The 19,838-nt window shown below is 74.7% G+C and carries 20 protein-coding genes; 9 read left to right on the forward strand and 11 right to left on the reverse strand.

Going from position 1 to position 19,838, the window contains the following annotated elements; translation table 11 throughout:
- Nucleotides 1-58: 58 nt before the first annotated feature.
- Both ACFYON_RS10135 and ACFYON_RS10140 read left to right on the forward strand, forming a co-directional pair.
- Nucleotides 59-925, forward strand: a complete 867-nt coding sequence (locus ACFYON_RS10135) for an SDR family NAD(P)-dependent oxidoreductase (RefSeq protein WP_354863452.1) — start codon at nucleotides 59-61, stop codon at nucleotides 923-925.
- A 45-nt stretch (nucleotides 926-970) separates the two neighbouring features.
- Complete coding sequence (locus ACFYON_RS10140; RefSeq protein ID WP_354863451.1) at nucleotides 971-1,351, forward strand: VOC family protein; 381 nt, start codon at nucleotides 971-973, stop codon at nucleotides 1,349-1,351.
- Between the two features lie 55 nt (nucleotides 1,352-1,406).
- Here the strand turns inward: ACFYON_RS10140 and ACFYON_RS10145 are convergent, their stop codons facing one another.
- On the reverse strand, nucleotides 1,407-4,391 hold the full coding sequence (locus ACFYON_RS10145; protein WP_354863450.1) for a glycosyl hydrolase: 2,985 nt from the start codon (nucleotides 4,389-4,391) through the stop codon (nucleotides 1,407-1,409).
- Between the two features lie 259 nt (nucleotides 4,392-4,650).
- Nucleotides 4,651-4,995 (reverse strand): hypothetical protein, encoded by a 345-nt coding sequence (locus ACFYON_RS10150; RefSeq protein ID WP_354863449.1) that lies wholly within the window; start codon nucleotides 4,993-4,995, stop codon nucleotides 4,651-4,653.
- A 96-nt stretch (nucleotides 4,996-5,091) separates the two neighbouring features.
- On the opposite strand from ACFYON_RS10150, the gene ACFYON_RS10155 reads away from it, so the two are divergent.
- Both ACFYON_RS10155 and ACFYON_RS10160 read left to right on the forward strand, forming a co-directional pair.
- On the forward strand, nucleotides 5,092-5,712 hold the full coding sequence (locus ACFYON_RS10155; RefSeq protein WP_354863448.1) for an L-threonylcarbamoyladenylate synthase: 621 nt from the start codon (nucleotides 5,092-5,094) through the stop codon (nucleotides 5,710-5,712).
- A 75-nt stretch (nucleotides 5,713-5,787) separates the two neighbouring features.
- Nucleotides 5,788-7,362, forward strand: a complete 1,575-nt coding sequence (locus tag ACFYON_RS10160) for a Na+/H+ antiporter (RefSeq protein ID WP_354863447.1) — start codon at nucleotides 5,788-5,790, stop codon at nucleotides 7,360-7,362.
- Nucleotides 7,363-7,403: 41 nt separating this feature from the next.
- On the opposite strand, the gene ACFYON_RS10165 is transcribed toward ACFYON_RS10160, so the two are convergent.
- From ACFYON_RS10165 to ACFYON_RS10190, 6 genes are all read right to left on the reverse strand, one after another.
- The gene (locus ACFYON_RS10165; RefSeq protein ID WP_357707870.1) at nucleotides 7,404-8,336 is read right to left on the reverse strand and encodes a superoxide dismutase; all 933 of its coding nucleotides are present in this window, start codon (nucleotides 8,334-8,336) and stop codon (nucleotides 7,404-7,406) included.
- Nucleotides 8,337-8,451: 115 nt separating this feature from the next.
- Nucleotides 8,452-9,897 (reverse strand): endo-1,4-beta-xylanase, encoded by a 1,446-nt coding sequence (locus tag ACFYON_RS10170; protein WP_354863445.1) that lies wholly within the window; start codon nucleotides 9,895-9,897, stop codon nucleotides 8,452-8,454.
- 413 nt (nucleotides 9,898-10,310) lie between these two features.
- Complete coding sequence (locus ACFYON_RS10175; RefSeq protein WP_354863444.1) at nucleotides 10,311-10,670, reverse strand: hypothetical protein; 360 nt, start codon at nucleotides 10,668-10,670, stop codon at nucleotides 10,311-10,313.
- A 102-nt stretch (nucleotides 10,671-10,772) separates the two neighbouring features.
- On the reverse strand, nucleotides 10,773-11,105 hold the full coding sequence (locus ACFYON_RS10180) for a putative quinol monooxygenase (protein ID WP_354863443.1): 333 nt from the start codon (nucleotides 11,103-11,105) through the stop codon (nucleotides 10,773-10,775).
- A 60-nt stretch (nucleotides 11,106-11,165) separates the two neighbouring features.
- Complete coding sequence (locus tag ACFYON_RS10185) at nucleotides 11,166-11,675, reverse strand: hypothetical protein (RefSeq protein ID WP_354863442.1); 510 nt, start codon at nucleotides 11,673-11,675, stop codon at nucleotides 11,166-11,168.
- The gene (locus ACFYON_RS10190) at nucleotides 11,660-11,854 is read right to left on the reverse strand and encodes a hypothetical protein (protein WP_354863441.1); all 195 of its coding nucleotides are present in this window, start codon (nucleotides 11,852-11,854) and stop codon (nucleotides 11,660-11,662) included. Before ACFYON_RS10190 ends, ACFYON_RS10185 begins: the two co-directional genes overlap by 16 nt.
- A gap of 443 nt (nucleotides 11,855-12,297) precedes the next feature.
- Between ACFYON_RS10190 and ACFYON_RS10195 the strand changes: the two genes are divergently transcribed.
- Together ACFYON_RS10195 and ACFYON_RS10200 are read left to right on the forward strand one after the other, a co-directional pair.
- Nucleotides 12,298-12,603 (forward strand): DUF1330 domain-containing protein, encoded by a 306-nt coding sequence (locus ACFYON_RS10195; protein WP_354863440.1) that lies wholly within the window; start codon nucleotides 12,298-12,300, stop codon nucleotides 12,601-12,603.
- 131 nt (nucleotides 12,604-12,734) lie between these two features.
- Nucleotides 12,735-13,157, forward strand: a complete 423-nt coding sequence (locus tag ACFYON_RS10200; RefSeq protein WP_354863439.1) for a thioesterase family protein — start codon at nucleotides 12,735-12,737, stop codon at nucleotides 13,155-13,157.
- Nucleotides 13,158-13,163: 6 nt separating this feature from the next.
- Here ACFYON_RS10200 and ACFYON_RS10205 read toward each other — a convergent pair whose 3' ends face one another.
- Together ACFYON_RS10205 and ACFYON_RS10210 are read right to left on the reverse strand one after the other, a co-directional pair.
- Nucleotides 13,164-13,814, reverse strand: a complete 651-nt coding sequence (locus tag ACFYON_RS10205) for a response regulator (protein ID WP_387188332.1) — start codon at nucleotides 13,812-13,814, stop codon at nucleotides 13,164-13,166.
- Nucleotides 13,811-15,094, reverse strand: coding sequence for a histidine kinase (locus tag ACFYON_RS10210; RefSeq protein ID WP_354863437.1), 1,284 nt, complete (start codon nucleotides 15,092-15,094; stop codon nucleotides 13,811-13,813). The genes ACFYON_RS10205 and ACFYON_RS10210 overlap by 4 nt, the downstream gene beginning before the upstream one ends.
- Nucleotides 15,095-15,227: 133 nt before the next feature.
- Between ACFYON_RS10210 and ACFYON_RS10215 the strand changes: the two genes are divergently transcribed.
- Genes ACFYON_RS10215 through ACFYON_RS10225 form a run of 3 tightly spaced genes read left to right on the forward strand, consistent with a single transcriptional unit; the run spans nucleotide 15,228 to nucleotide 16,997 of the window.
- Complete coding sequence (locus tag ACFYON_RS10215) at nucleotides 15,228-15,872, forward strand: DUF998 domain-containing protein (RefSeq protein WP_354863436.1); 645 nt, start codon at nucleotides 15,228-15,230, stop codon at nucleotides 15,870-15,872.
- A gap of 4 nt (nucleotides 15,873-15,876) precedes the next feature.
- Nucleotides 15,877-16,164 (forward strand): DUF1905 domain-containing protein, encoded by a 288-nt coding sequence (locus ACFYON_RS10220; RefSeq protein WP_354863435.1) that lies wholly within the window; start codon nucleotides 15,877-15,879, stop codon nucleotides 16,162-16,164.
- Entirely contained in the window at nucleotides 16,161-16,997 is an 837-nt protein-coding gene (locus ACFYON_RS10225; RefSeq protein WP_354863434.1) for a Sir2 family NAD-dependent protein deacetylase, read from the forward strand. Before ACFYON_RS10220 ends, ACFYON_RS10225 begins: the two co-directional genes overlap by 4 nt.
- 54 nt (nucleotides 16,998-17,051) lie before the next feature.
- Here the strand turns inward: ACFYON_RS10225 and ACFYON_RS10230 are convergent, their stop codons facing one another.
- On the reverse strand, nucleotides 17,052-19,802 hold the full coding sequence (locus ACFYON_RS10230; protein WP_354863433.1) for an AAA family ATPase: 2,751 nt from the start codon (nucleotides 19,800-19,802) through the stop codon (nucleotides 17,052-17,054).
- Nucleotides 19,803-19,838 lie beyond the last annotated feature (36 nt).

The following is a 19,838-nucleotide window of genomic DNA, read 5'->3' on the forward strand; positions in this document are numbered from 1 at the left end:
CCCGGCGGGCATACCGTGCGAAGAGGGCGTCACGGACGGTGCCCGCGGAGGGGGAACGATGTCGGCCGGGACGTTGTCGGGGCGGGTCGCTGTGGTCACCGGCGCCGCGCGGGGGATCGGCCGGGCCGCGGCGGTGGCGCTGGCCGAGGCCGGCGCGGACGTGGCCGGGATGGACGTCGCCGGGCCGGTCAGCCCGATCCTGGACTTCCCGCCCGCCATGCCGGAGGACCTGGCCGAGACCGGCCGGCGGGTCACGGCGGCGGGTGCCCGCTGGTCGGCGCACCAGGCCGACCAGCGCGACATCGGCGCGGTACGGGCGGTGGCCGAGGCGGTGCAACGGGAGCACGGCGGCGTGGACGTGCTGTTCGCCAACGCCGGCATCCAGGCGTTCGCGCCGCTGCTGGAGATGACCGACCAGCACTGGCACGACCAGATCGACGTGAACCTCACCGGCGCCGCCAACGTGCTGCGGGTGTTCGCGCCGCTGCTGGTACGGCGCGGCGGCGGGCGGATCGTCATCACGTCGTCCACCCAGGGGCAGCACGGCACCACGAACGGGTCCGCCTACTCGGCGTCCAAGTGGGGCCTGATCGGCCTGATGAAGTCCGCCGCGCTGGAACTCGGGCCGCACGGCGTGACGGCGAACGCGGTGATCCCGGGCCTGGTCGACACCGCGCTGACCCGGCACCGGGACCGTTACGTGCAGGCGCTGGTCGAGGCGGCGAAGCCGGCCTCCGGCGACCTGGCCGAGGTGGAGCAGGCGGCGGTGGCGGCGCTGCGGTCGAAGACACCGCTGGGCGTGCCGTGGGTGGAGCCGGAGGACGTCGCGCCGCTGGTGGTGTTCCTCGCCTCCGACGCGGCGCGGATGGTCAGCGGCACGTCCTTCGCCGCGACGGCGGGCGACAGCGCGCACGTGACCGCCTGACCGCGCCGGGGTGCCGGTGAGGGCGGTCCTGGCTAGGCTCGGGCGATGCATCGATCGCGGTTGTACGCCCTGATCATCGACGCGCCGCGGGACGAGGCGGGGGAGGCGGCCGCGTTCTGGTCCGCCGCGCTCGGCGCGGAGCTGCGCACCGAGCCGGCCGAACCGGAGTTCACCGGCCTGGCCGACGTGGTGCCCGGGCTGGTCACCGCCGTGCAGTCGGTCGGCGACGCGCCCCGCTACCACCTCGACATCGAGACCGACGACGTGGCCGCCGAGGTCGAGCGGCTGTGCGCACTGGGCGCCACGCCCGTCTCCCGCTGGCTCGACTGCCACGTGCTGCGCGCGCCGGGCGGGCACCTGCTCTGCGTCATCCCGGTGGCCAGCGACAGCGAGCTGTTCGAGACCACCGCCGCCCGCTGGCCGTGACCTCGGACGTGAACCGGCGCCCCGGCGGTGAGCCGGGGCGCCGGAACCGGTGCCGTCAGCGGTACGGCAGCGTGACCGTCGAGGTGTTGCCGACGCCGAGGACCGTGGGCGCGCCGCCGATGGCGTTCCACACCTCGACGCGTACCGTCCCGCCCGACAGGTTGCCGAGCGTGCCGGTGGCCGAGAGCAGGCCCTGGGTCTGTAGGTAGCGCTCCGCGCCCGCGATCGGGTCGGTGGCGAAGTACCGGTAGGTCTCCACCCGCTCGGCGCTGCCGTTGCCGGTCAGGTCGTAGGAGACCCGGATCTGCACGCCGTTGCCGACCGCGGTGCCCGCGTCGACGGCCAGGTCGAACGCGGTGGCGCCGCCGGTGAACGTGCCGGTCAGCCCGGTGGCGGTGAACACCTGCGGGTTCTTCGGCGTGCCGTCGGAGTTGCCGTTCGCCGCCGCCACGTTCACCGTGCCGCTCGTGCCGGCGGCGCCGTCGAGCCCGCCGCCGGAGCGCAGGTACCGCACCGGCTTCAACGTCGCCGGGCTGCTCGTGCTCGGGCTGGGGCTCGCGCTGGTCGGCGTGGGACTCGCGGTGGTCGGGGTGGGGCTGGGCGTCGAGGTCGTCGGGGTGCCGGTCGGCACGGTTCCGCCGCCGGTGGCGTTGCCGCCGCTCCAGGTGTACGCCCCGGAGGTCGCCGTCTTCCCGGCCGGCACGGTGAGCGTGACGCCGGTGGAGAACGTGACGGTGAGCGGCCGGGCGGTGATGTTCGACGCCACGTAGGTGCGGACGCCGTTCTTGACGAACACCTTCGCCAGCGGGTGGTTCGCGGTCACAGTGGTGTCCACCGTGCCGAGCGCGGCCAGGTTGCGGATCCAGTGGAACGTGTGCGCCTTGCTCTCGCCCTCCTCGCTGGTGAATCCGCTGTTGGCACGGAAGTTGCGCAACGCCTGCTCGCCGTCGCCGAGGGCCAGGAACTCCCAGACGATGTCCTGCCACACCGTCGGCGGGCCGCCCTTGTTGGTGACCAGCTCGGCGTAGTTGGCCTTGACGTACTCGGGGAAGTCGCCCAGGTAGAGGTGACCGCCGGTGATCGGCAGCATGTTGATGCCCTGGATCATCTCCGGCGCGGCGGAGAACCACGTCGAGTACGACCCGCCGTCGCCCCACACCATGCCGACGGTCTTGTGCCCGAACGCGGACGGGAAGTTCTGGTCGTACACGTCGAACCAGTACTCGGAGATGGCCGCGGACTGGGTGGTCCACAGGTAGACCCCGGCGTCGCGGACGGCGGTGTCGCCGGTGGCCTGACCCCACTGGATCAGCGCGTTGGCGAAGTTCATCCCCTCCGAGGAGGACTCCTGGTTGTTGCCGGCGAAGAACGGCGCCAGGCCGGAGGCCCAGTCGTGCCCGGCGTAGATGTCGAAGTCCCGCAGGTAGGGGAAGCGGCTGTCGGCGCGGTCGTAGTTGTTGGCGTCGCGGATGAGCAGGTCCACCATGCCGCCGTAGCGGCTGTCGTCGGCCCAGCCCGAATCGAACTTGGCGAGCGTGGCGGCGGCGGCGATGAAGTAGCCGTAGTGGAAGTGGTGGTCGTTGAGGTCCTCGTCGGAGCCGTACGACGCCGGGTAGCCGATCAGCGTGCCCCAGTTGCGGTCGTAGTAGAACAGCTGGCCGCTCTCGCCGGAGCCGGCGGTGAGCCAGTTGGTCAGCCGGTTCCGTATCGCGTTCAGCGCCGCGTCGCGGACCGAGGTCTGCCCGAGCTGGTCGGCGATCTCGGCGATCCGGGCGGACCGGCCGAGCCCTTTGCCGGCCCAGTACGTGTCCGGGCCGCTGACGCCCTCCGGGTTGCCCTGCTCGGCGTTGAGGTAGCCGGTGACGGTGGACAGGTCCGCGCCGCTGGAGTCGCCGACGGCGGGCACCTCGGGCAGCACGCCGGTGAAGCGCATGGTGGTGGTGAACGACGGCACGCCGGTGAGCACTCGCATGGCTCCGCGCGCGGAGACGTACGTCTGACCGATCGGGGTGGCGCCGGTGAGGCTGCGCCACTGGTGCGGGTAGAGCGAGATCACGGTCTTCGTCTCGCTGCCCTCGCGGGGTGTGGTGGTGAACGCGTACGTGGTGCGCACCGTGCCGGCGGACGGGTCGTACGCGTAGCTCATCCGGGTGCCGGTGACGTGGGCGTGGGCGTACCGGCCGTAGGTGTCGGCGAGGGCGGCCCGGTCTCCGCCGCCGGGCAGCACGGCGACCGAGAAGTATCCCTTGCCGGCCAGCGTCGAGCTGATGTCGGTGCCGCTGACGGTCCAGGTCGCGCCGGTCGGCGCGTACGCGACGTAGTCGTGGCCGCGGACGGTGAAGCCGATGGTGGCGCCGGAGTTGCGCCAGACGGTGGGCGTCCCGGCCGTGGTGAGCTGCGCGGTGCCGCCGTTGACCGTGTAGTAGCTGAACGGCAGTCCGTGGCCGATGGTGGCGCGCATGGTGCGGCTGCCGTCGCTCCAGTCGGCGGTGACCGTCCAGTCGGTCCAGCCGGCGGCCTTGACCACCGGCGCGGCCAGGCCGGGCATCCCGACGCGCACGTCCTCGGTGTACGGGTAGTGGAACTCGCCCACGCCGGTGGCGGTGCCGCTGATCGCCGGCGTGGTCGTGTAGGACAGTCCGAGCCCGTTGTTCTCGGCCTTGTACGCCAGCGGATGCGCGTGCAGGACCTCGCTGCCCGTGCAGTTGTTGCGCTTCCAGATCAGCGAGGACCACCAGTCGTTGGTGGGGATCGCGCCGGCCGGGGCGTCGGCGGTGGTGAACGTCCTCGGGTTGGTGCTGATCGCGCCGCAGCCCTTCGGCAGCAGGGCGCCGGCCGGTCGCGTCTCGGTGTAGCTGCCCGCGCCGACCGCGCCGGCCGTGGCGGTGCCGCCGCCGCCGACCACGACGCCGAGGAGGCCGGCGGCGAGCACTGAGGCGGCGACGAGGGCGGCGGCCCGCAGGCCACGTCGGCGGGCCGGGGACGGGCCGGTTGCGGTCGGGGGCACGGGGTCGGGGGAGAAGTCCCGCAGGAGGGTCATGGAGGTCCCCTTCACGAGGAGAAGGCGGGGGTTCGGGGTGATGGTCCGATGTCGTGAGAGCGCTCTCTTGAGATGCGACATTAAGGTTCGGGTTACGGATCCGTCAATGTCCTGTTACCAAAGAGAGCGCTCTCCGGCGTTCACGACCGACCCACCGGTCCTCTCCGGAGGCGCGCTGACCAGCGTCGACACGCGCCAGAGCGCCGCCCCCGGCCGGGCGGCCGGGGGCGGCGCGAGGGATACGTGCGCCTACCCGCAGTCAGGCGGCGGTGGCGGTGAGGCTGCGCGCGTCGGTCCGCGCCGCGACCGTGCCCGGCGCACCGGGCTGCCCGGCGACGACGGGACGCGGCGAGGTGGACTGCGGCGAGGCGGCCGGTTGCCGGGGCGCGGCGGGCTGCCGCGGCGTCCGGGCGGCGCTCAGCCCCGCCTGCGCGTTGTTCCAGGCGGCGCACGGCCACGCCGCCCCGGCGCAGCTCGGGCTGGCGCAGACGCGCGCGTCGTCCGGCTGGTGCGCGTCGGCCACCGCGGCGGCCAGGTCCCACAGCAGCGGATCGGTCACCTCCGCGGGGCGGTCGGCGACGCGGTCTGTGCTGGCTTCGGACATGATTCGGTCCCCCTGTCGTGAACGGCCCCCACCTGTTTCCGGAATCCGCCCCGCCCAAACCTGCGCCCGCCGGGGCGCGGACATAGGCTGGCCGGCGTGGCGAGGTACTACGACCTGCATCCGGACAACCCCCAGCCCCGCGTGATCCGGCAGGTGGTGAACCTGCTGCGCGCCGACGGGGTGATCGCCTACCCGACCGACTCCTGCTACGCGCTCGGCTGCCGGATCGGCAACCGCGACGGCGTGGAGCGGATCCGGGAGATCCGGCGGCTCGACGACCGGCACCCGTTCACGCTGATGTGCGCCGACTTCGCCCAGCTCGGCCAGTTCGTCAAGCTCAGCAACGCGGTCTTCCGGCAGGTGAAGTCCGTCATCCCGGGCAGCTACACGTTCCTGCTCCCGGCCACCTCCGAGGTGCCGCGCCGGTTGCAGGACCCGCGGCGGCGGGTGGTCGGCGCGCGTGTGCCCCGGCACACGGTGACCCAGGCGCTGCTGGCCGAACTCGGCGAGCCGCTGCTCACCAGCACGCTGCTGCTGCCCGGCGAGGACGAGCCGATGACCCAGGGCTGGGAGATCAAGGAGCGGCTCGACCACCTCGTCGACGCCGTGGTCGACGCCGGCGACTGCGGGCTGGAGCCGACCACTGTCGTCGACCTGTCCGGCCCGGAGCCGGAGATCCTGCGCCGGGGCGCCGGCGACCCGGCCCGCTTCGAGTAGCGGTCACCGATTCCGTCCCGCCGGGCCGCCGCCGTAGGGCACGGTGGGACCGGCGGACGGTGACGGGGGTACGGCGTGGAAGCACTCGTGCTGATCACGGTGCTGGGCGCCACTGTGCTCGTCGGCACCACCATCGGCGGGCGGTACAGCGTCGCGCCGCCGGTTCTGCTGATCGGCATGGGCGCGCTGATCGGCCTGCTGCCGCCGTTCGACGACCTGGTCCTCGAACCCGAGGTCGTGCTGGTGCTGTTCCTCCCGGCGATCCTCTACCGGGAGAGCCTGGTCGTCAGCCTGCGGGAGATCCGCGCCAACCTCACCGTGATCGTCGGGCTCGCCGTGGTGCTGGTGATCGTCACGATGGCCACCGTCGCGTACACCGCGCAGGCCCTCGGCGTGCGGCCGGCCGCCGCGTGGGTGCTCGGCGCGGTCCTGGCCCCGACCGACGCCGCCGCCGTGGCCGGCCTGGCCAAGCGGATGCCCCGCGGCATCCTCACCACGCTGCGCGCGGAGAGCCTGGTCAACGACGGCACGGCGCTCGTGCTGTTCGCCGTGGCGGCCGGCGTCGTCGCGGGCGGGACGGTGCCCGGCGCGCTGACGCTCACCGGCGAGTTCGTCGGCAAGTCCGCCGGCGGGGTGGCCGCCGGCCTGCTCGTCGGCACGGTGGTGGTGCTGATCCGCAAGCACGTCGACGATCCGATGCGCGAGGGCGGGCTGAGCATCCTCACCCCGTTCGTCGCGTTCCTGCTCGCCGACGCGGTGCACGCCAGCGGTGTGCTCGCGGTGGTGGTGTCCGGCCTGCTGCTGTCGTACGCCGCGCCCCGGGTGATCCGGGCCCGGTCCCGGATCACCGCGTTCGCGTTCTGGGACCTGGCCACATTCATGATCAACGGCGGCTTGTTCGTGCTGCTCGGCACGCAGGTGCCGCGCTCGCTGCGCGGCATCACCAGCCACTCGCCCGCCGCGTCGCTCGGCATCGCGGCGCTGGTCGCGGTGGTCGTGGTGGTGATCCGGCTGGCCTGGGTGCACCTGTCGGTGTCGGTGCTGCAACGGGTGGACCGGCGGGAGTCGAGCCGGGCGCGGCACTTCGACGGCCGGATGCGTACCGCCGCGGGCTGGGCCGGCTTCCGCGGCGCCGTCTCGCTCGCCGCGGCGCTCGCCGTGCCGGTCACCATGCACGACGGGAGCCCGGTGCACGAGCGCGACCTGATCATCTTCGTCACCGTCGTGGTGATCGTGCTGATCATGCTGGTGCAGGGCACCACGCTGCCCGCCGTGGTCACCTGGGCGGGCCTGACCGGCGACCGCGAACGCGACGAGGAGGTGCGCTGGGCCCGGATCCGGGCCACCGAGGCCGCCCTGGAGGCGCTGCCCCGCGCCGCCAGCGACGTGGGCGCCGCGCCGGACACGGTGGACAGGCTGCGGGCCGACTACGAGGAGCACCTGGCCGCCGTCCGCGATCCACGCGGCGAGGACGCGCAGGGGGAGCGGGAGCTGGCCCGGCAGTTGCGGCTGCGAGTGCTCGACCACAAGCGGCAGGAGATCACCCGGCTGCGCAACACCAGACAGATCGACGACGTGGTGCTGCGGCAGCTCCAGGCGGCCATCGACATCGAGGAGATCCGGCTGCTCGGGCCGGAGATGGAGGACTGAGCCGGGCCGGCCGCCACCGGACGGGTGGCGGCCGGCGTGGCTCAGCGCGCGTCGACAGCGACCACCGTGTACGGGGTGGTCGGCGTCGGCGGGGTGGTGAACCGGCCGTTCGGCAGGTAGAGCCGGCCGAGCGCGGCGGCCACGGTGGTCGGCACGTCGAAGCCCGGGTCGGTGATGACGCCGCGCGCGACGCCGGCCGTGCCGGAGCGGTTCAGGTCGACCACGGCGACCTGGTTGAGGAAATTCTGCACCACGTACAGCGTGCGGCCGAGCAGCAGCAGACCGTCACCGTTGAGGAACGTCGCGCCCGGCACGTCGATGGCGGTGGTGACGCCGGTGGCCGGGTCCACACGGAACAGCGTGCCGGTGTTCGACTGCACGACGATCAGGGCCCGGCCGTCCGGGGTGGGCGCGATGCCGTTGAGGTTGACGCCGGTGCCGGTCTGCTGGAAGTCGCCGGTCAGCGGCAGCGTGGTGAAGCCGTCGGCGGGCGGCAGCGTGCCGCCGCGTCCCAGCGGCAGGCGGTAGAGCACCGGCCGGTTCGAGTCGGTGAACCAGGCGGCGTCGCGGGTGAGCGTCACGTCGTTGACGAACGTCGGCGCCTCGGCGAACCGGTAGCTGGCGAGCACGGCGCCGGTGCGCGTGTCGATCACCCGGGCGTCACCGGCGGTGCCGCCGGCGACGAAGAGCCGGCCCCGCGCGTCGACCTTCAGGCCGAGTGAGGGCGTGCCGGTGGCGGGGCTGACCTGCTTGCCCGCTCCGGTGATCAGGTCGGCGCGGTAGATCTCGCCGGTGGCCCGCGACCCGAACCAGGCGTACCGGCCGGCGGCGGCGACGCCCTCCGGCTGGAAGCCGTCCGGCAGCGCGATGACGCTCGGGCGGCGGTCGTGGGCGGTGGCGGGGGCCGGGGCGGCGGTGGTGACGAGGGTGGCGGTCAGGGCGACGCCGAGGGCGGTCCTGATGCGTCGGTTCACTGTGGTCCTTCCGGCGAAACGGTGGAACAGGACCTACCCCACTGTACGGTCGCGGACCCGTGCCCGCCGGGGACGCGACCCGGCACGGTGGTCCCGTGCCGGGTCGCGCCGACTGTCAGCCGGCCGCGCAGGTCGGCGTGCCGGAGGGCGCGGTACCCGTGCCCTGGAATCCGAACTCGGTGGTGCCACCGGCACCGACCTGGCGGTTGTAGTCCACGTTGCGGAAGGTCACCGCACCGCTGGTGCCGCTGGCCTGGGCGCTCCAGGTGTTCGTGATCGCCGAGCCCGACGGCACGGTGAGCGACACGGTCCAGCCGTTGAGCCCGCTGGAGCCCGCGGTGATGCGGACGTTGGTGACGAAGCCGCCCGGCCACTGGTTGGTGGTGAACGTGGCGGTGCAGGCGCCGGTCGGCGGGGGAGTCGTCGGCGGCTCGCTGGTCGGCGGCGTCGAGGTGGGCGGGGTCGAGGTGGGCGGGGTGCTGGTCGGCGGCGCGGTGCTCGGCGGCGGGGTGCCGCCCTCGTTGAGCGCGTTCAGCACGGCGGTGTACGCCTGCTTCTTGTTGCCGCTGCCGTCGAACAGCAGCGGGGTGCCGCTGGCCCGCCAGGAGTCGGTGTCCCGGATGCCCCAGACGGTGATGCCGTTGCAGCGCGCCACGGCCAGGCAGTCCCGGGTCACGTTGCCGTACGAAGTGGCCTGGCTGCTGCCCGAGCCCTCGATGTCCAGCTCGGTGATCTGCACGTCGACGCCGAGCGCGGCGAAGTTTTGCAGCGTGGTGCGGTAGTTGCTCGGGTACGGCGACCCGCTGTTGAAGTGCGACTGGAAACCGACGCAGTCGATCGGCACGCCCCGGGACTTGAAGTCCCGCACCATGTTGTAGACGCCCTGGGTCTTGGCCCACGACCAGTTGTCGGTGTTGTAGTCGTTGTAGCAGAGCTTGGCGCCCGGGTCGGCGGCGCGGGCGGCACGGAACGCGGCCTCGATCCAGTCGCCGCCGGTCTGCTGGAGGTTCGAGTTGCGGCGGGCGCCGTTGTTGCCGTCGTCGAACGCCTCGTTCACCACGTCCCAGGAATAGATCTTGCCCCGGTAGTGGGTGGCGACCTGGGTGACGTGGTTGAGCATCGCCTCGCGCAGCGCGCTGCCGGACAGGCTTCCCGTCCACCCGGGCTGCTGCTGGTGCCAGAGCAGCGCGTGGCCGCGTACCCGCATGCCGTTGGCCTGGGCGTGCGCGACGAGCCGGTCGCCGTTGGTGTAGTTGAACTGGTTGCGGGACGGCTCGGTGGCGTCCCACTTCATCTCGTTCTCGGCGGTGACCATGTTGAACTCGCGGTTGAGGATGCCGACGTACGTGCTGTCGGACAACTTGTTCACCGCGACCGCCGTGCCGAAGTAGCGGCCCTGTTCCGCCGCCGACGCGCCGAGCGTCGTGCCGGCGCTGGCGCTGGTCGCCACCGCTATCGTGGCGGCGACCACCGCGGCCCCCGCCACCATCGCGACCACTGCGGTCCGCGGGCGTGACCGGGCTGCCGCGCTCCCGCTGCCGCGGGCGAGCACCTTGTCCATCTGTTCGCCTCTCTAGCCTGTCAATGGGATCGGCTCGCCTCGGCCACCGCCCGCCACGACGTCGGCTCCGCGCGGCCGCCCGGTGGCCGCGCCAGGTAGGGGAGTGACTCCCCGGCACATCGTGAGTGGATCGAAGCGAATCTCTGTCCGGAGCCTACCGGAAGAGTTCCGAAAACTTAATCACCTCGATACGTCGACATCGCCGCACGCGGCACGGGGTGGGTGAGTGAATCCGCGGGCAGGCGCGGCAGTCGGGCGCGAACGCGCCACCCGGCGCGGCTCCGGAAGTTTCGGAGACCGCCCGCCGCCCGGGCCGGCGCGGTGCTGCGCCACGAAGCCGGGCGGCTGCGCCCGCTCGTCGCCGGCGGCCAGGCGGTGCGGGCCGGAGCGCCCTCAGGCGCCCCGGCCGCTGCTCAGCCTGCGCAGTTGTTGTTGCGCACCGGCTGGGTCAGCCGCTCCTGGGCCCCGAACGCCGCGTAGACCCGCAGGTAGCACGGCAGGTCCACGTCGCCGTAGTAGCTGACGACCTGGTCGTCGTAGTGCGTGGTGCCGCTGTCGGTCACCTGCCACACGCCGCCGTCGCCGGACCGGATCTCCCAGTAGACGTCGCCCGCGCAGCCGTCCAGGCCGCGCGACCAGGCGATCATGTTCGCGCCGTTGTAGATCTCCGACTGCACCAGGGTGCAGGTCGCGGCCTGGGCCGGTGTCCCGGCCGCGACCAGGCCCGCCACAGTCATCGCTGACACACCGAACGCCGCCATCAGCTTGCGCATGCTCCAGCTCCTCCACGGTGGATGGTGGATCTTCCCGCCGAGGGTAGCGGGGGCTGAAGACAAGCTTCAATACCTGGCGGCAAACGGTGGGAAAGTTTCACCTCAGGCGCCGCCGGGCACCGCCATCTCGCCCAGGCGCGACCAGTCCTGCTGCGGCACCGTCACGTTGACGATCCGGGGCGTCTCGGTCAGATGCGGCGGCAGCGTGCGCTGGGCGGCCCGGAAGTGCTCCGACTGCACGTGCGCCGCGCCCGCCTCGTCGTCGCGGAACGCCTCGACCAGCACGTACTCCGTCGGGTCGTCCAGGCTGCGGGACCAGTCGAACCACAGGCAGCCGGGCTCGGCCCGGGTCGCGGCGGTGAAGTCCGCGGCGATCTGCGGCCAGCGGTCGGCGTCTTCCGGGCGGACCCGGAACTTGGCGGTAATGAAGATCATGGGATCAGGCTACCCAGGCCCGGCTGCCGCCGGGCCGCATCAGCTCCCGGCCGTGCGGCGTCAGCTCTTGGCCGCCGGGCCGAGCAGTTCGGCCGCACGCCGGTCGGCGAACGCGGTGACCGCCTGCTGCCCGGCGCCGAACACGATCGCCAGGCCGAGCAGCGCGGCGGTGCTGCTCACGCTGGTCTCCACCAGGCCGCCGACGACCAGCATGATCCCGACCAGCGCCACCAGCGGGCCGACGGCGAGCTTCAGCAGCCCCTGCTGGAACGGCAGCTTGTAGGGCAGCCCGCCGGACCGCGCGGTGATCATCGAGGGCAGCGCGCTGAGGAACGCGCCGAGCGCGCCGGCGACCAGCACGAAGAACAGCAGCCGCCAGGCCGGCACGCCACCGGCGTCGCCCGGCGCCTCCAGCAGCCGCACGTCGGTGCTGCGCCACTGCACCACCACCATCAGGACCTCCGCCACCAGCGCGAACACCGACAGCCCCAGGATCCGGTTCCGCAGCCGCCGGGCCGACTCGTGGAACTGGTCGGACGCGGAGTGGTAGCGGGTCAGCAGCCCCTGCACCGGGCGCGCAGCAGCGCCTCGGACATCCCGCCGGCCACCGGGTCGAGGTCGGTGAACACCTTGTCGTCCGGCGGCAGGATCGCGCCGCCGCGCTGCGGTACGCGGGGAGCAGCCCGATCAGTTCGTCCCCGGTGCGCAGCGCCACCATGGCCCGCTCCACGGAGTGGATCGTCTGCCACGCGTACTCCAGCTTCCCTCCGCGCAACCACTCGACCACGCCGCTGTGTCCGAGCACCCCCTCCACCCGCGACAGCAGCGCGAGCAGCGCCGCAGCCCGCCCGGGGTCGCGCTGGGAGAGCGCGGTGAGCTGCTCGTACAGGTCGTCGAGCTTGGTCCGCACGCGGACCTCCCAGACCGCGCGGGGAACCGGCGCGGTGGGCGGGGCCGCCTGGCCCGCCGGCGTGCGGGGCCCGGGTATGACCCCCGGCTGGGTCTCGTGTCCGATCATGTGCCCCACCTCTTCCCCCCACCCGACGCGGGGCGGGCGCGAGCCTGCCACCAGTATTCGCAGGTCAGTGCCATCATCGCCAGACCACAACGGAGAGTCGTCCGGGCCGCGACGACGCCCGGGCCGACCTGACGGACGACACCGCCGGGGCCGGGCGGTCGATAGCCTGAGCCGGTGACCGTCTACGCCCTCGCGCAGCTCACCATCCACGACCGGGCGCGCTACGACAGGTATGCCGCCGCCTTCCCGCCGGTGCTGGCCCGCTACGGCGGGAAGCTGCTCGCCGCCGACATCGCCCCTCGCGTGGTGGAAGGCGACTGGCCGCACCAGAAGGCGGTGCTGCTGTCGTTCGACAGCCGCGAGGACTTCGAGCGCTGGTCCACCTCGCCGGAGTACCGGGAGATCTCCCGGGACCGGGAGGCGGCCACCGAGGGTGTCGTCCTGCTGCTCGACGGGATCGGCCACGCCTGGCCGGCCTGACCGGTGGGCCCGCCCGGAGGGGGTGCCCGCACCACACGTCGGGCTCGACGTACGCGGCGCGGTCGTGGTCGACGTCGACGCGGCCCGGACCGCATGCCGGTCACCGTCGCGCCGCTGGTTAGGCTGCCGGCATGGCAGATCCGTTCCGGGTACGCGTCACCGTGCGCGGCTACGAGCTCGACACCCAGGGCCACCTCAACCAGGCGGTCTACCTCCAGTATGCCGAGCACGCCCGCTGGGAGTGTCTGCGGGCGTCCGGCGTCGGCCAGGAACGGCTGCTCGCCGGCGGTGTCGGGCCGGTCGCGCTGGAGGTGACGGTGCGCTACCTGCGGGAGCTGCGCGGTGGCGACGAGGTCGACGTCACCTGCGAGTTCCACTGGGGCGAGGGCAAGACGTTCCGGATCAGCCAGGAGTTCACCCGCGCGGACGGCATCCCGGTCGCCTCGGTCAGCGGCATCGGCGGCCTGCTCGACCTGGCCGAGCGGCGGCTGGTGCCCGACCCGCGCGAGCGGTTCCGGGCGCTGGTCACCGACCCGGCGCCGATGAGCCTGTAGCGCCGGTCAACTCTCCGCGCGCAGGTAGGCGAGCACCGCCAGCACCCGGCGGTTGCTGTCCTCGTCCGGCGGCAGGCCGAGCTTGGCCAGGATGTTGCCCACGTGCTTGCCGACGGCCGCCTCGGTGACGTGCAGGCGGGCCGCGATCGCGGTGTTGGAGTGGCCCTCGGCGACCAGTCCCAGCACCTCCCGTTCCCGCCGCGACAGCGCGGCGAGCGGGTCACGCGGGCGGCGCAGCAGGTGCCGCACCACGTCCGGGTCGACGGCGGTGCCGCCGGCCGCCACCCGGCGCAGCGTCTCGGCGAACTCCGCGACGTCGGCGACCCGGTCCTTGAGCAGGTAGCCGACCCGGTTGCCGTCGCCGCTGTCGAGCAGCGCGGCGGCGTACCCGCTCTGCACGTGCTGGCTGAGCACCACCACCGCGAGGTCCGGGCGTTCCGCGCGCAGCGCGACCGCCGCGCGCAGGCCGTCGTCGCGGTGCTGCGGCGGCATCCGGATGTCGGTGACCAGCAGGTCGGGCCGGTGCGTGCGAACCGCGTCGAGCAGCTCCGGGGCGGAGCCGACGGCGGCGTCCACAGCGAAGCCGAACCGGGTGAGCAGGCCCACCAGGCCCTCCCGGAGCAGCACCTCGTCCTCGGCCAGGACGGCCCGGATCACGGACGGCACGGCAGCTCCACCCGCACGAGGGTAGGCCCACCGGGCGGGCTGGACAGCAGCAGCCGCCCGTCCACCGCCGCCACCCGGTCCGCGAGCCCGGTCAGGCCGGTGCCGCGCGCCGGGTCGGCGCCGCCCCGGCCGTCGTCGCGCACCTCCACCACCAGCCGCCGGTCGTCGCGGGTCAGCCGCACCTCGGCCCGGCCGGCCCCGGCGTGCCGGGCGACGTTGCCGAGCGTCTCGGAGACCACGTACCAGGCGGTGGTCTCGACCAGGTCGGGCACCGGGCGGGTCAGGTCCGCGCGCACGGTGACCGGGACGACCGACCGCGCGGCCAGCTCGCCGACCGCCCCGGCCAGGCCGAGTTCGGTGAGCTGCTGCGGGCGGATGCCCTGGACGATCCCGCGCAACGTCACCATCAGCTCCTTGGCCTGCTCGTGCGCCACCGCGAGCGGCGTCGCCGCCGGGGATTCGTCCGGCACGTCGAGGCGGGCCAGCCCGAGCTGAAGTGTCAGGGCGGTCAGGCGTGGCTGCGCGCCGTCGTGCATGTCCCGCTCGATGCGGCGGCGCTCCGCTTCGTAGGCGCTCACCAGGCGGGCGCGCGACCGGGCCACCTCGCGCAGGGCAGCCCCGCCGGGCGCGTCGTCGAGCAGCCGGCGGGCCACCGCCGCCTGGGCCGCGACCAGCAGCCCGGCCAGGTAGACCAGCGCCGGGACGGCCAGCAGGCCGGCGAGCGCGTACGGGACCGCCTCGGCCGGGGAGTCGACGGTGGCCCAGACCAGCACGATCCGGTCCTCGTCGCCGGCCAGCCACGGACCGGCGACGAGCGCCACGTCCAGCAGCACGAGCAGGCCGAACATCCCGTACGCCAGCGGCACCGCCACCCCGAGCACGGCCAGGTACGCGCCCTCCCGCCATCCGGTGGCGGTGGTGAGGCGCGCGGCGAGCCCTCGCCACCTCGGCGCGGTCACCGGACGGTCGTCGACCACGCCGAGGCGCCACCGCTCGACCGCCGCGACCGGCGCGCCGGCCAGCGGGGCGAGCGCCACCACCGCCAGTGCCACCACGGCCAGCACCGCCAGCACCCCGGCGTCGACCGGGCGGCCCCGCCGCAGCGCGCCGACGACCAGCAGCAGCGGCGCGGCGACCACCGCCGCCCCGAACGCCGCCGCGCCGGCCAGGGGCAGGGTCGTGAGGGCGTACGCCAGGGCCCGCCACGGCCACGCGGAGAGCAGGTAGCGGCGGCGGCGTAACGCAGCGGCCAGCCCGTGATCAACGGTCATGGCCCGACGCTAGCCAGGCCCCGCCGCCCGGCCCAGCCGGCTGGACCCCGCTTCCCGGGTAGGTCTGGCCCTACCCCGAACCGGCCCGCCACGCCCCGTGCGCCGGGCCGCCCCGCGACGGTGCACTCGGCGGATGAGAAACCGCCTCGCGGGCGCCTGCTGGCTGCTCGCCACCGCGTCGTTCCTGGTCACCAACGTCATCGTGGGCCTGGCCTGGGAGCAACCCGGGTTCAGCTGGGCCGAGCACAACATCAGCGACCTGGGGAACGTGACCTGCGGCGTGTGGGACACCAGCCGGCCCCGCCCGGTCTGCTCGCCGTGGCACCCGGCCATGAACGCCGTGTTCGTCGGCGCCGGGCTGCTGCTCGCGCTCGGCGCGCTGCTCGCACACCGGGCGCTGCGCCCGGGCCGCGCCGCGGCCGTCACCGTCGCGTCGATGGTGGCCGCCGGTTTCGGGTACGTGCTGGCCGGTGCCTATCCGGCGGACGTGGACGAGAACCTTCACGTGCTCGGCGCGCTGCTGGTCTTCGCCCTCGGAAACGCCGCGATGCTCGCCGCCGCGTTCGCCGGGCGGTCGCCGCTGCTGCGCGAGCTGCGGGCCGTCAGCACGTTCCTGGGCCTGCTCGGGCTGGCCGGCGTCGTGCTGTTCCTGTCCCGGGTGGACGCCGGCATCGGCGTGGGCGGCATGGAACGCGTCGCCGTGTTCCCGCTGTTCGCCTGGGTGACGGCGGCCGGGCTGCGGCTGCTCCGGTTCCGTCGGTCCCGGCCCCTATCCTGAGCCGATGGAGCTGGCGTTCAGCGGCGAGGTGTGGTTCTGGCGCGGCCCGGCGCCGTACCACTTCGTCACGGTGCCCGACGAGCAGAGCGCGGCGATCGAGGCCGCCGCGGCGTCGGTCACCTACGGCTGGGGCATGATCCCGGTGACGGTGAGCATCGGCGGCACCGACTGGCGGACGTCGCTGTGGCCGAAGGACGGGCGGTACGTGGTGCCGCTGCGGGTCGCGGCGCGCCGGGCCGAGGGCATCGAGCTGGGTGACCGGGTCGACGTGCGGCTGACGGTGGACGTGTGACCGGGCCGGAGCCGGCCGAGGCGGGCCGGCTGCTCGCCGCCGCGCGGCGGCCGGTGGTCTTCACCGGCGCCGGCATGTCCGCCGAGAGCGGCGTGCCGACGTTCCGGGACGCCCAGACCGGGCTCTGGCAGCGCTACGACCCGCAGGAGCTGGCGACCCCTGCCGCGTTCCGGGCCGACCCGGCGCTGGTGTGGGGCTGGTACGAGGCACGGCGGCGCGGGGTACGCCGGGCCCGCCCGAACCCGGGACATCTGGCCGTGGCCGCCATCCAGGCCCGGCTGCCGGAAACCGTGGTGATCACGCAGAACGTCGACGACCTGCACGAGCGCGGCGGCGTCCCCGCCCCGGTACGCCTGCACGGCAGCCTGTTCGCGCCCCGCTGCTCGGCCTGCGCCCGCCCCGCGCCGTTGCCGTCCGATCTGCCGCCGCCCTCCGATCCGCCGGTGCCGCCCGGCGAGCCGGAACCGCACGGCGGGGTGGAATCGCACGCGCCGGAACCGCCGGACGGGCCGCTGACCCCGCCCGCGTGCGCCGGATGCGGGGCGCCGGTACGGCCCGGCGTGGTCTGGTTCGGCGAGGCGCTGCCGGAGACCGCGCTCAGCGCGGCGGTCGAGGCGGCGTCCGCCTGCGACCTGCTGTTGACAGTGGGCACCTCGGCGCTCGTGCATCCGGCCGCCGAGATCCCGCTCGTGGCGGCCCGCCTCGGCGCACCGGTGGTGCAGGTGAACCCGGTGCCGACGCCGCTGGACGCGATCTGCGCGGTGAACCTGCGCGGCCCGGCCGGCGAGGTGCTGCCGGCGCTGGTCCGCGCCGCCTGGCCGGACGCCGGCTGACCGTCGGGCCGCTCCGCCCCGATGGGCCGCGCAGCACCCGCGGAGGGGTGAGTCTCACGGTCGCTGCCCGGGCGGCCGGCCCATCGCCGCGCCCAGCTCGGCGCGGCTGGCGATGCCCAGCTTGCGGTAGACCCGGGCCAGGTTCGCCTCGACCGTCTTCGGGCTGATGTAGAGCGCGTCGGCGATGAGCCGGTTCGTCTGCCCCCGGGCGGCGAGCCGGGCCACCCGCTCCTCCGTCGCGGTGAGCGTCGTCGGGGCCGGACTGCGGGCGCCGATGCGGCCCAGCTCCGCCCGCGCCCGATCGGCGAAGGCGGACGCGCCGAGGGCGTCGAACTCGGCCACCGCCGCGTCGAGCGCCGCCCGCGCCTCCCGCCGGCGACGCACCCGCCGGTACGCCCGGCCGGCGGCGAGCAGGCAGCGGGCCCGGTCCAGCGGCAGTACCGCCTCCGGCACGGCGGCCCGGGCCTGCGCCAGCGCGTCCAGCGCCTCGCCCGGGTCCGCTCCCGTCGCACCGGCCAGCAGCACCCGGCTGCGGGCCAGCCCGAGCGTCGTCCACGGTCGCGGCAGCCGCCCGTGCCGCCGGGCCAGCCGGTCCAGCGCCGCGTGCGCGGTGTCCAGGTCACCGGCGCCCACGCACGCCTCGATCCAGTCCGGCTCGAACCGCTGCCCCAGCGGCTCGGCGATGCCCGAACCGTCCAGGTCGGCCGCGAGTGAGCCGTACGCCGCCGCGGCCGTGGCCCATTCGCCGGAGGCGAGCGCCACCAGCCCGGCGAGCTGGCGGTGCAGCCGGCGGCTCCACGCGTCGCCGTGGTCGTCGTCGCGGCGCAGTCCGGCAGCGGCGGCGCCCGCCCGCGCCAGCCGGCCACGGTGCGCGTCGAGCATGCCGGCCAGCCAGCTCTCGCCCACCAGGCCCGTGCCCAGCTGCTCACCCAGGTCGCGGGCGGCGGCGATGTGCGTACCGGCCTCGGCGAAACGCCCGGCCAGCAGTTCCGTCTCGCCGAGGTGGGTGAGCACCTCGTGCCGCAGCGGGTCGTCCCCGCGCGCCACCGCCCGGTCCAGCATGAGGTGCAGCCGGGCCCGCGCCCGGTCGTGGTCGTCGACGGCCTTCCACCAGATCGCCGGCACCGAACCGGCCAGGTAGGACGGTTCACCGGCCTCCAGCGCCAGCGCCCGGTCGAGCAGCCCGGTCGGCGCCTCTCCGCCGGCGCGTACCTCGTGGAAGAAGAGCAGCAGCAGCGCGGCGGTGAGCAGCGGGCGGTGGTCGTCGCGGTCGGAGAGCCGGGCGATCGCCGCCCGCGCGTGCGCCCGCGCGGCCTCCGGCTGGTCGTGGAACATCGTCAGGTGCGTGTGGATCCGCCCGGCCAGGTGCCCGTCCGGTCCGGCCGCGGCGAGCGCCTGCTCGGCCACCCGCACGGCGGTGACCAGGTCGTCGGCGCACCAGGCGACGAGCGCGCGCAGCAGCAGCGCCTCACCCCGCTCGGCGCCCGCCAGCTCCGCGGCCGCGGCCTCGGCGGCCCGGCCGGCCGCTGCGTAGTCCCCGCTGTCGATGCGGCACTGCACCGCGTCCAGGCGACGCCGGTTGCGGTCGGCGGTCGCGGCCGGCGGGGTCAGCTCGGCCGCCCGCGCGAACCAGTCGGCGGCGAGCGCGGGCGCGCCACGCATCCGCTGCCGGGCCGCCGCGGCGGCCAGGTCGGCGGCGACGTCCGCGTCCGGCGCGACCGCGCACCGGGCCAGTTGCCGGGCCCGCTCGTCCGGGTCGGCGACCGCGCGGGCGAGCACCGCGTGCAGGCGCCGCCGGGCCCCCGGCGGGATGCTCTCCCGGACCGCTGCCGCATACCGGGGGTGCGCGAAGCTGATCCGGCTCGGCGTGACCACGACCAGCCCAGCGTCCTCCGCCGCGTCCAGCGCGCCGGGCGGTGTCCCCGCCGCCGTCAGGTCCCGCATGTCCGGCACGGTGAGCAACGCGGCCAGCCGTACCGCCTCCCGGCTCGGGCCGGGCAGCGTCCGCAGCGTCTCGGCGAGCAGCCGGCGCAGCGACGACGGCACGGGCAGGTCTTCGTCGTGCGCGGGCGGGCGGGGCAGCCGCAGCACCGCCCGGGCCAGTTCGACGGCGAGCAGCGGGTTGCCGTCCGCGTCACGCGCCAGCCGCTCGACGAGCGGGCGGCTGAGCGTGCCGCCGAGGCGGGCTTGCAGGATGCGGTGCAGGTCGGGCGCGGGCAGCGGCGGTACGTCGGCGCGCAGCAGCGGGTGCCGGCCGGTCGGGTCGTCGTCCAGCCCGAGCGGCACCGGCGCCGGCGGGTTCCCGCCGGTGCGGTGGGTGGCCAGGACGGCGGGCCACCGGGACAGCCGGCGCAGCGCGAACCGCAGTGCCCGGGCGCTCGGCGGGTCCAGCCACTGCGGGTCGTCGACGGCGAGCAGGAGCCGGGGCGTGTCCGTCACCGCCGTGTCGAGCAGGGTGCGGGTGGCGGCGCCCACGGCCCGTTCGTCGACCGCCGCGCCGTCGTGCTCGCCGGTCAGGAGCACCATGTCGGCCGCGGCCCGCTGCGGCGCCGGCAGCCCTGGCAGCGCGTCGACCAGCGGGCGGAGCACGTCGGCGAGCGCCGCGTACGGCAGCGCCGTCTCGGCCTCGGTGGGCGCGGCGGACAGCAGCCGCCAGCCGGTGCGCCGGGCGTGGTCGAGCACGGCTCGCCACAGCGCCGTCTTGCCGATGCCGCTGGGACCGTCGAGCAGCACCGGAGTGCCCGCCGCCAGGGCACGCCACACCCGCTCGACGACCGCGTCGCGGCCGACCAGTGCGGCGTCCATGGCGGGATCGTGGCACAGCGGCGCCCGCGAACCCAG

Source organism: Micromonospora sp. NPDC005686, from assembly GCF_042871665.1.
Lineage (GTDB): Bacteria > Actinomycetota > Actinomycetes > Mycobacteriales > Micromonosporaceae > Micromonospora.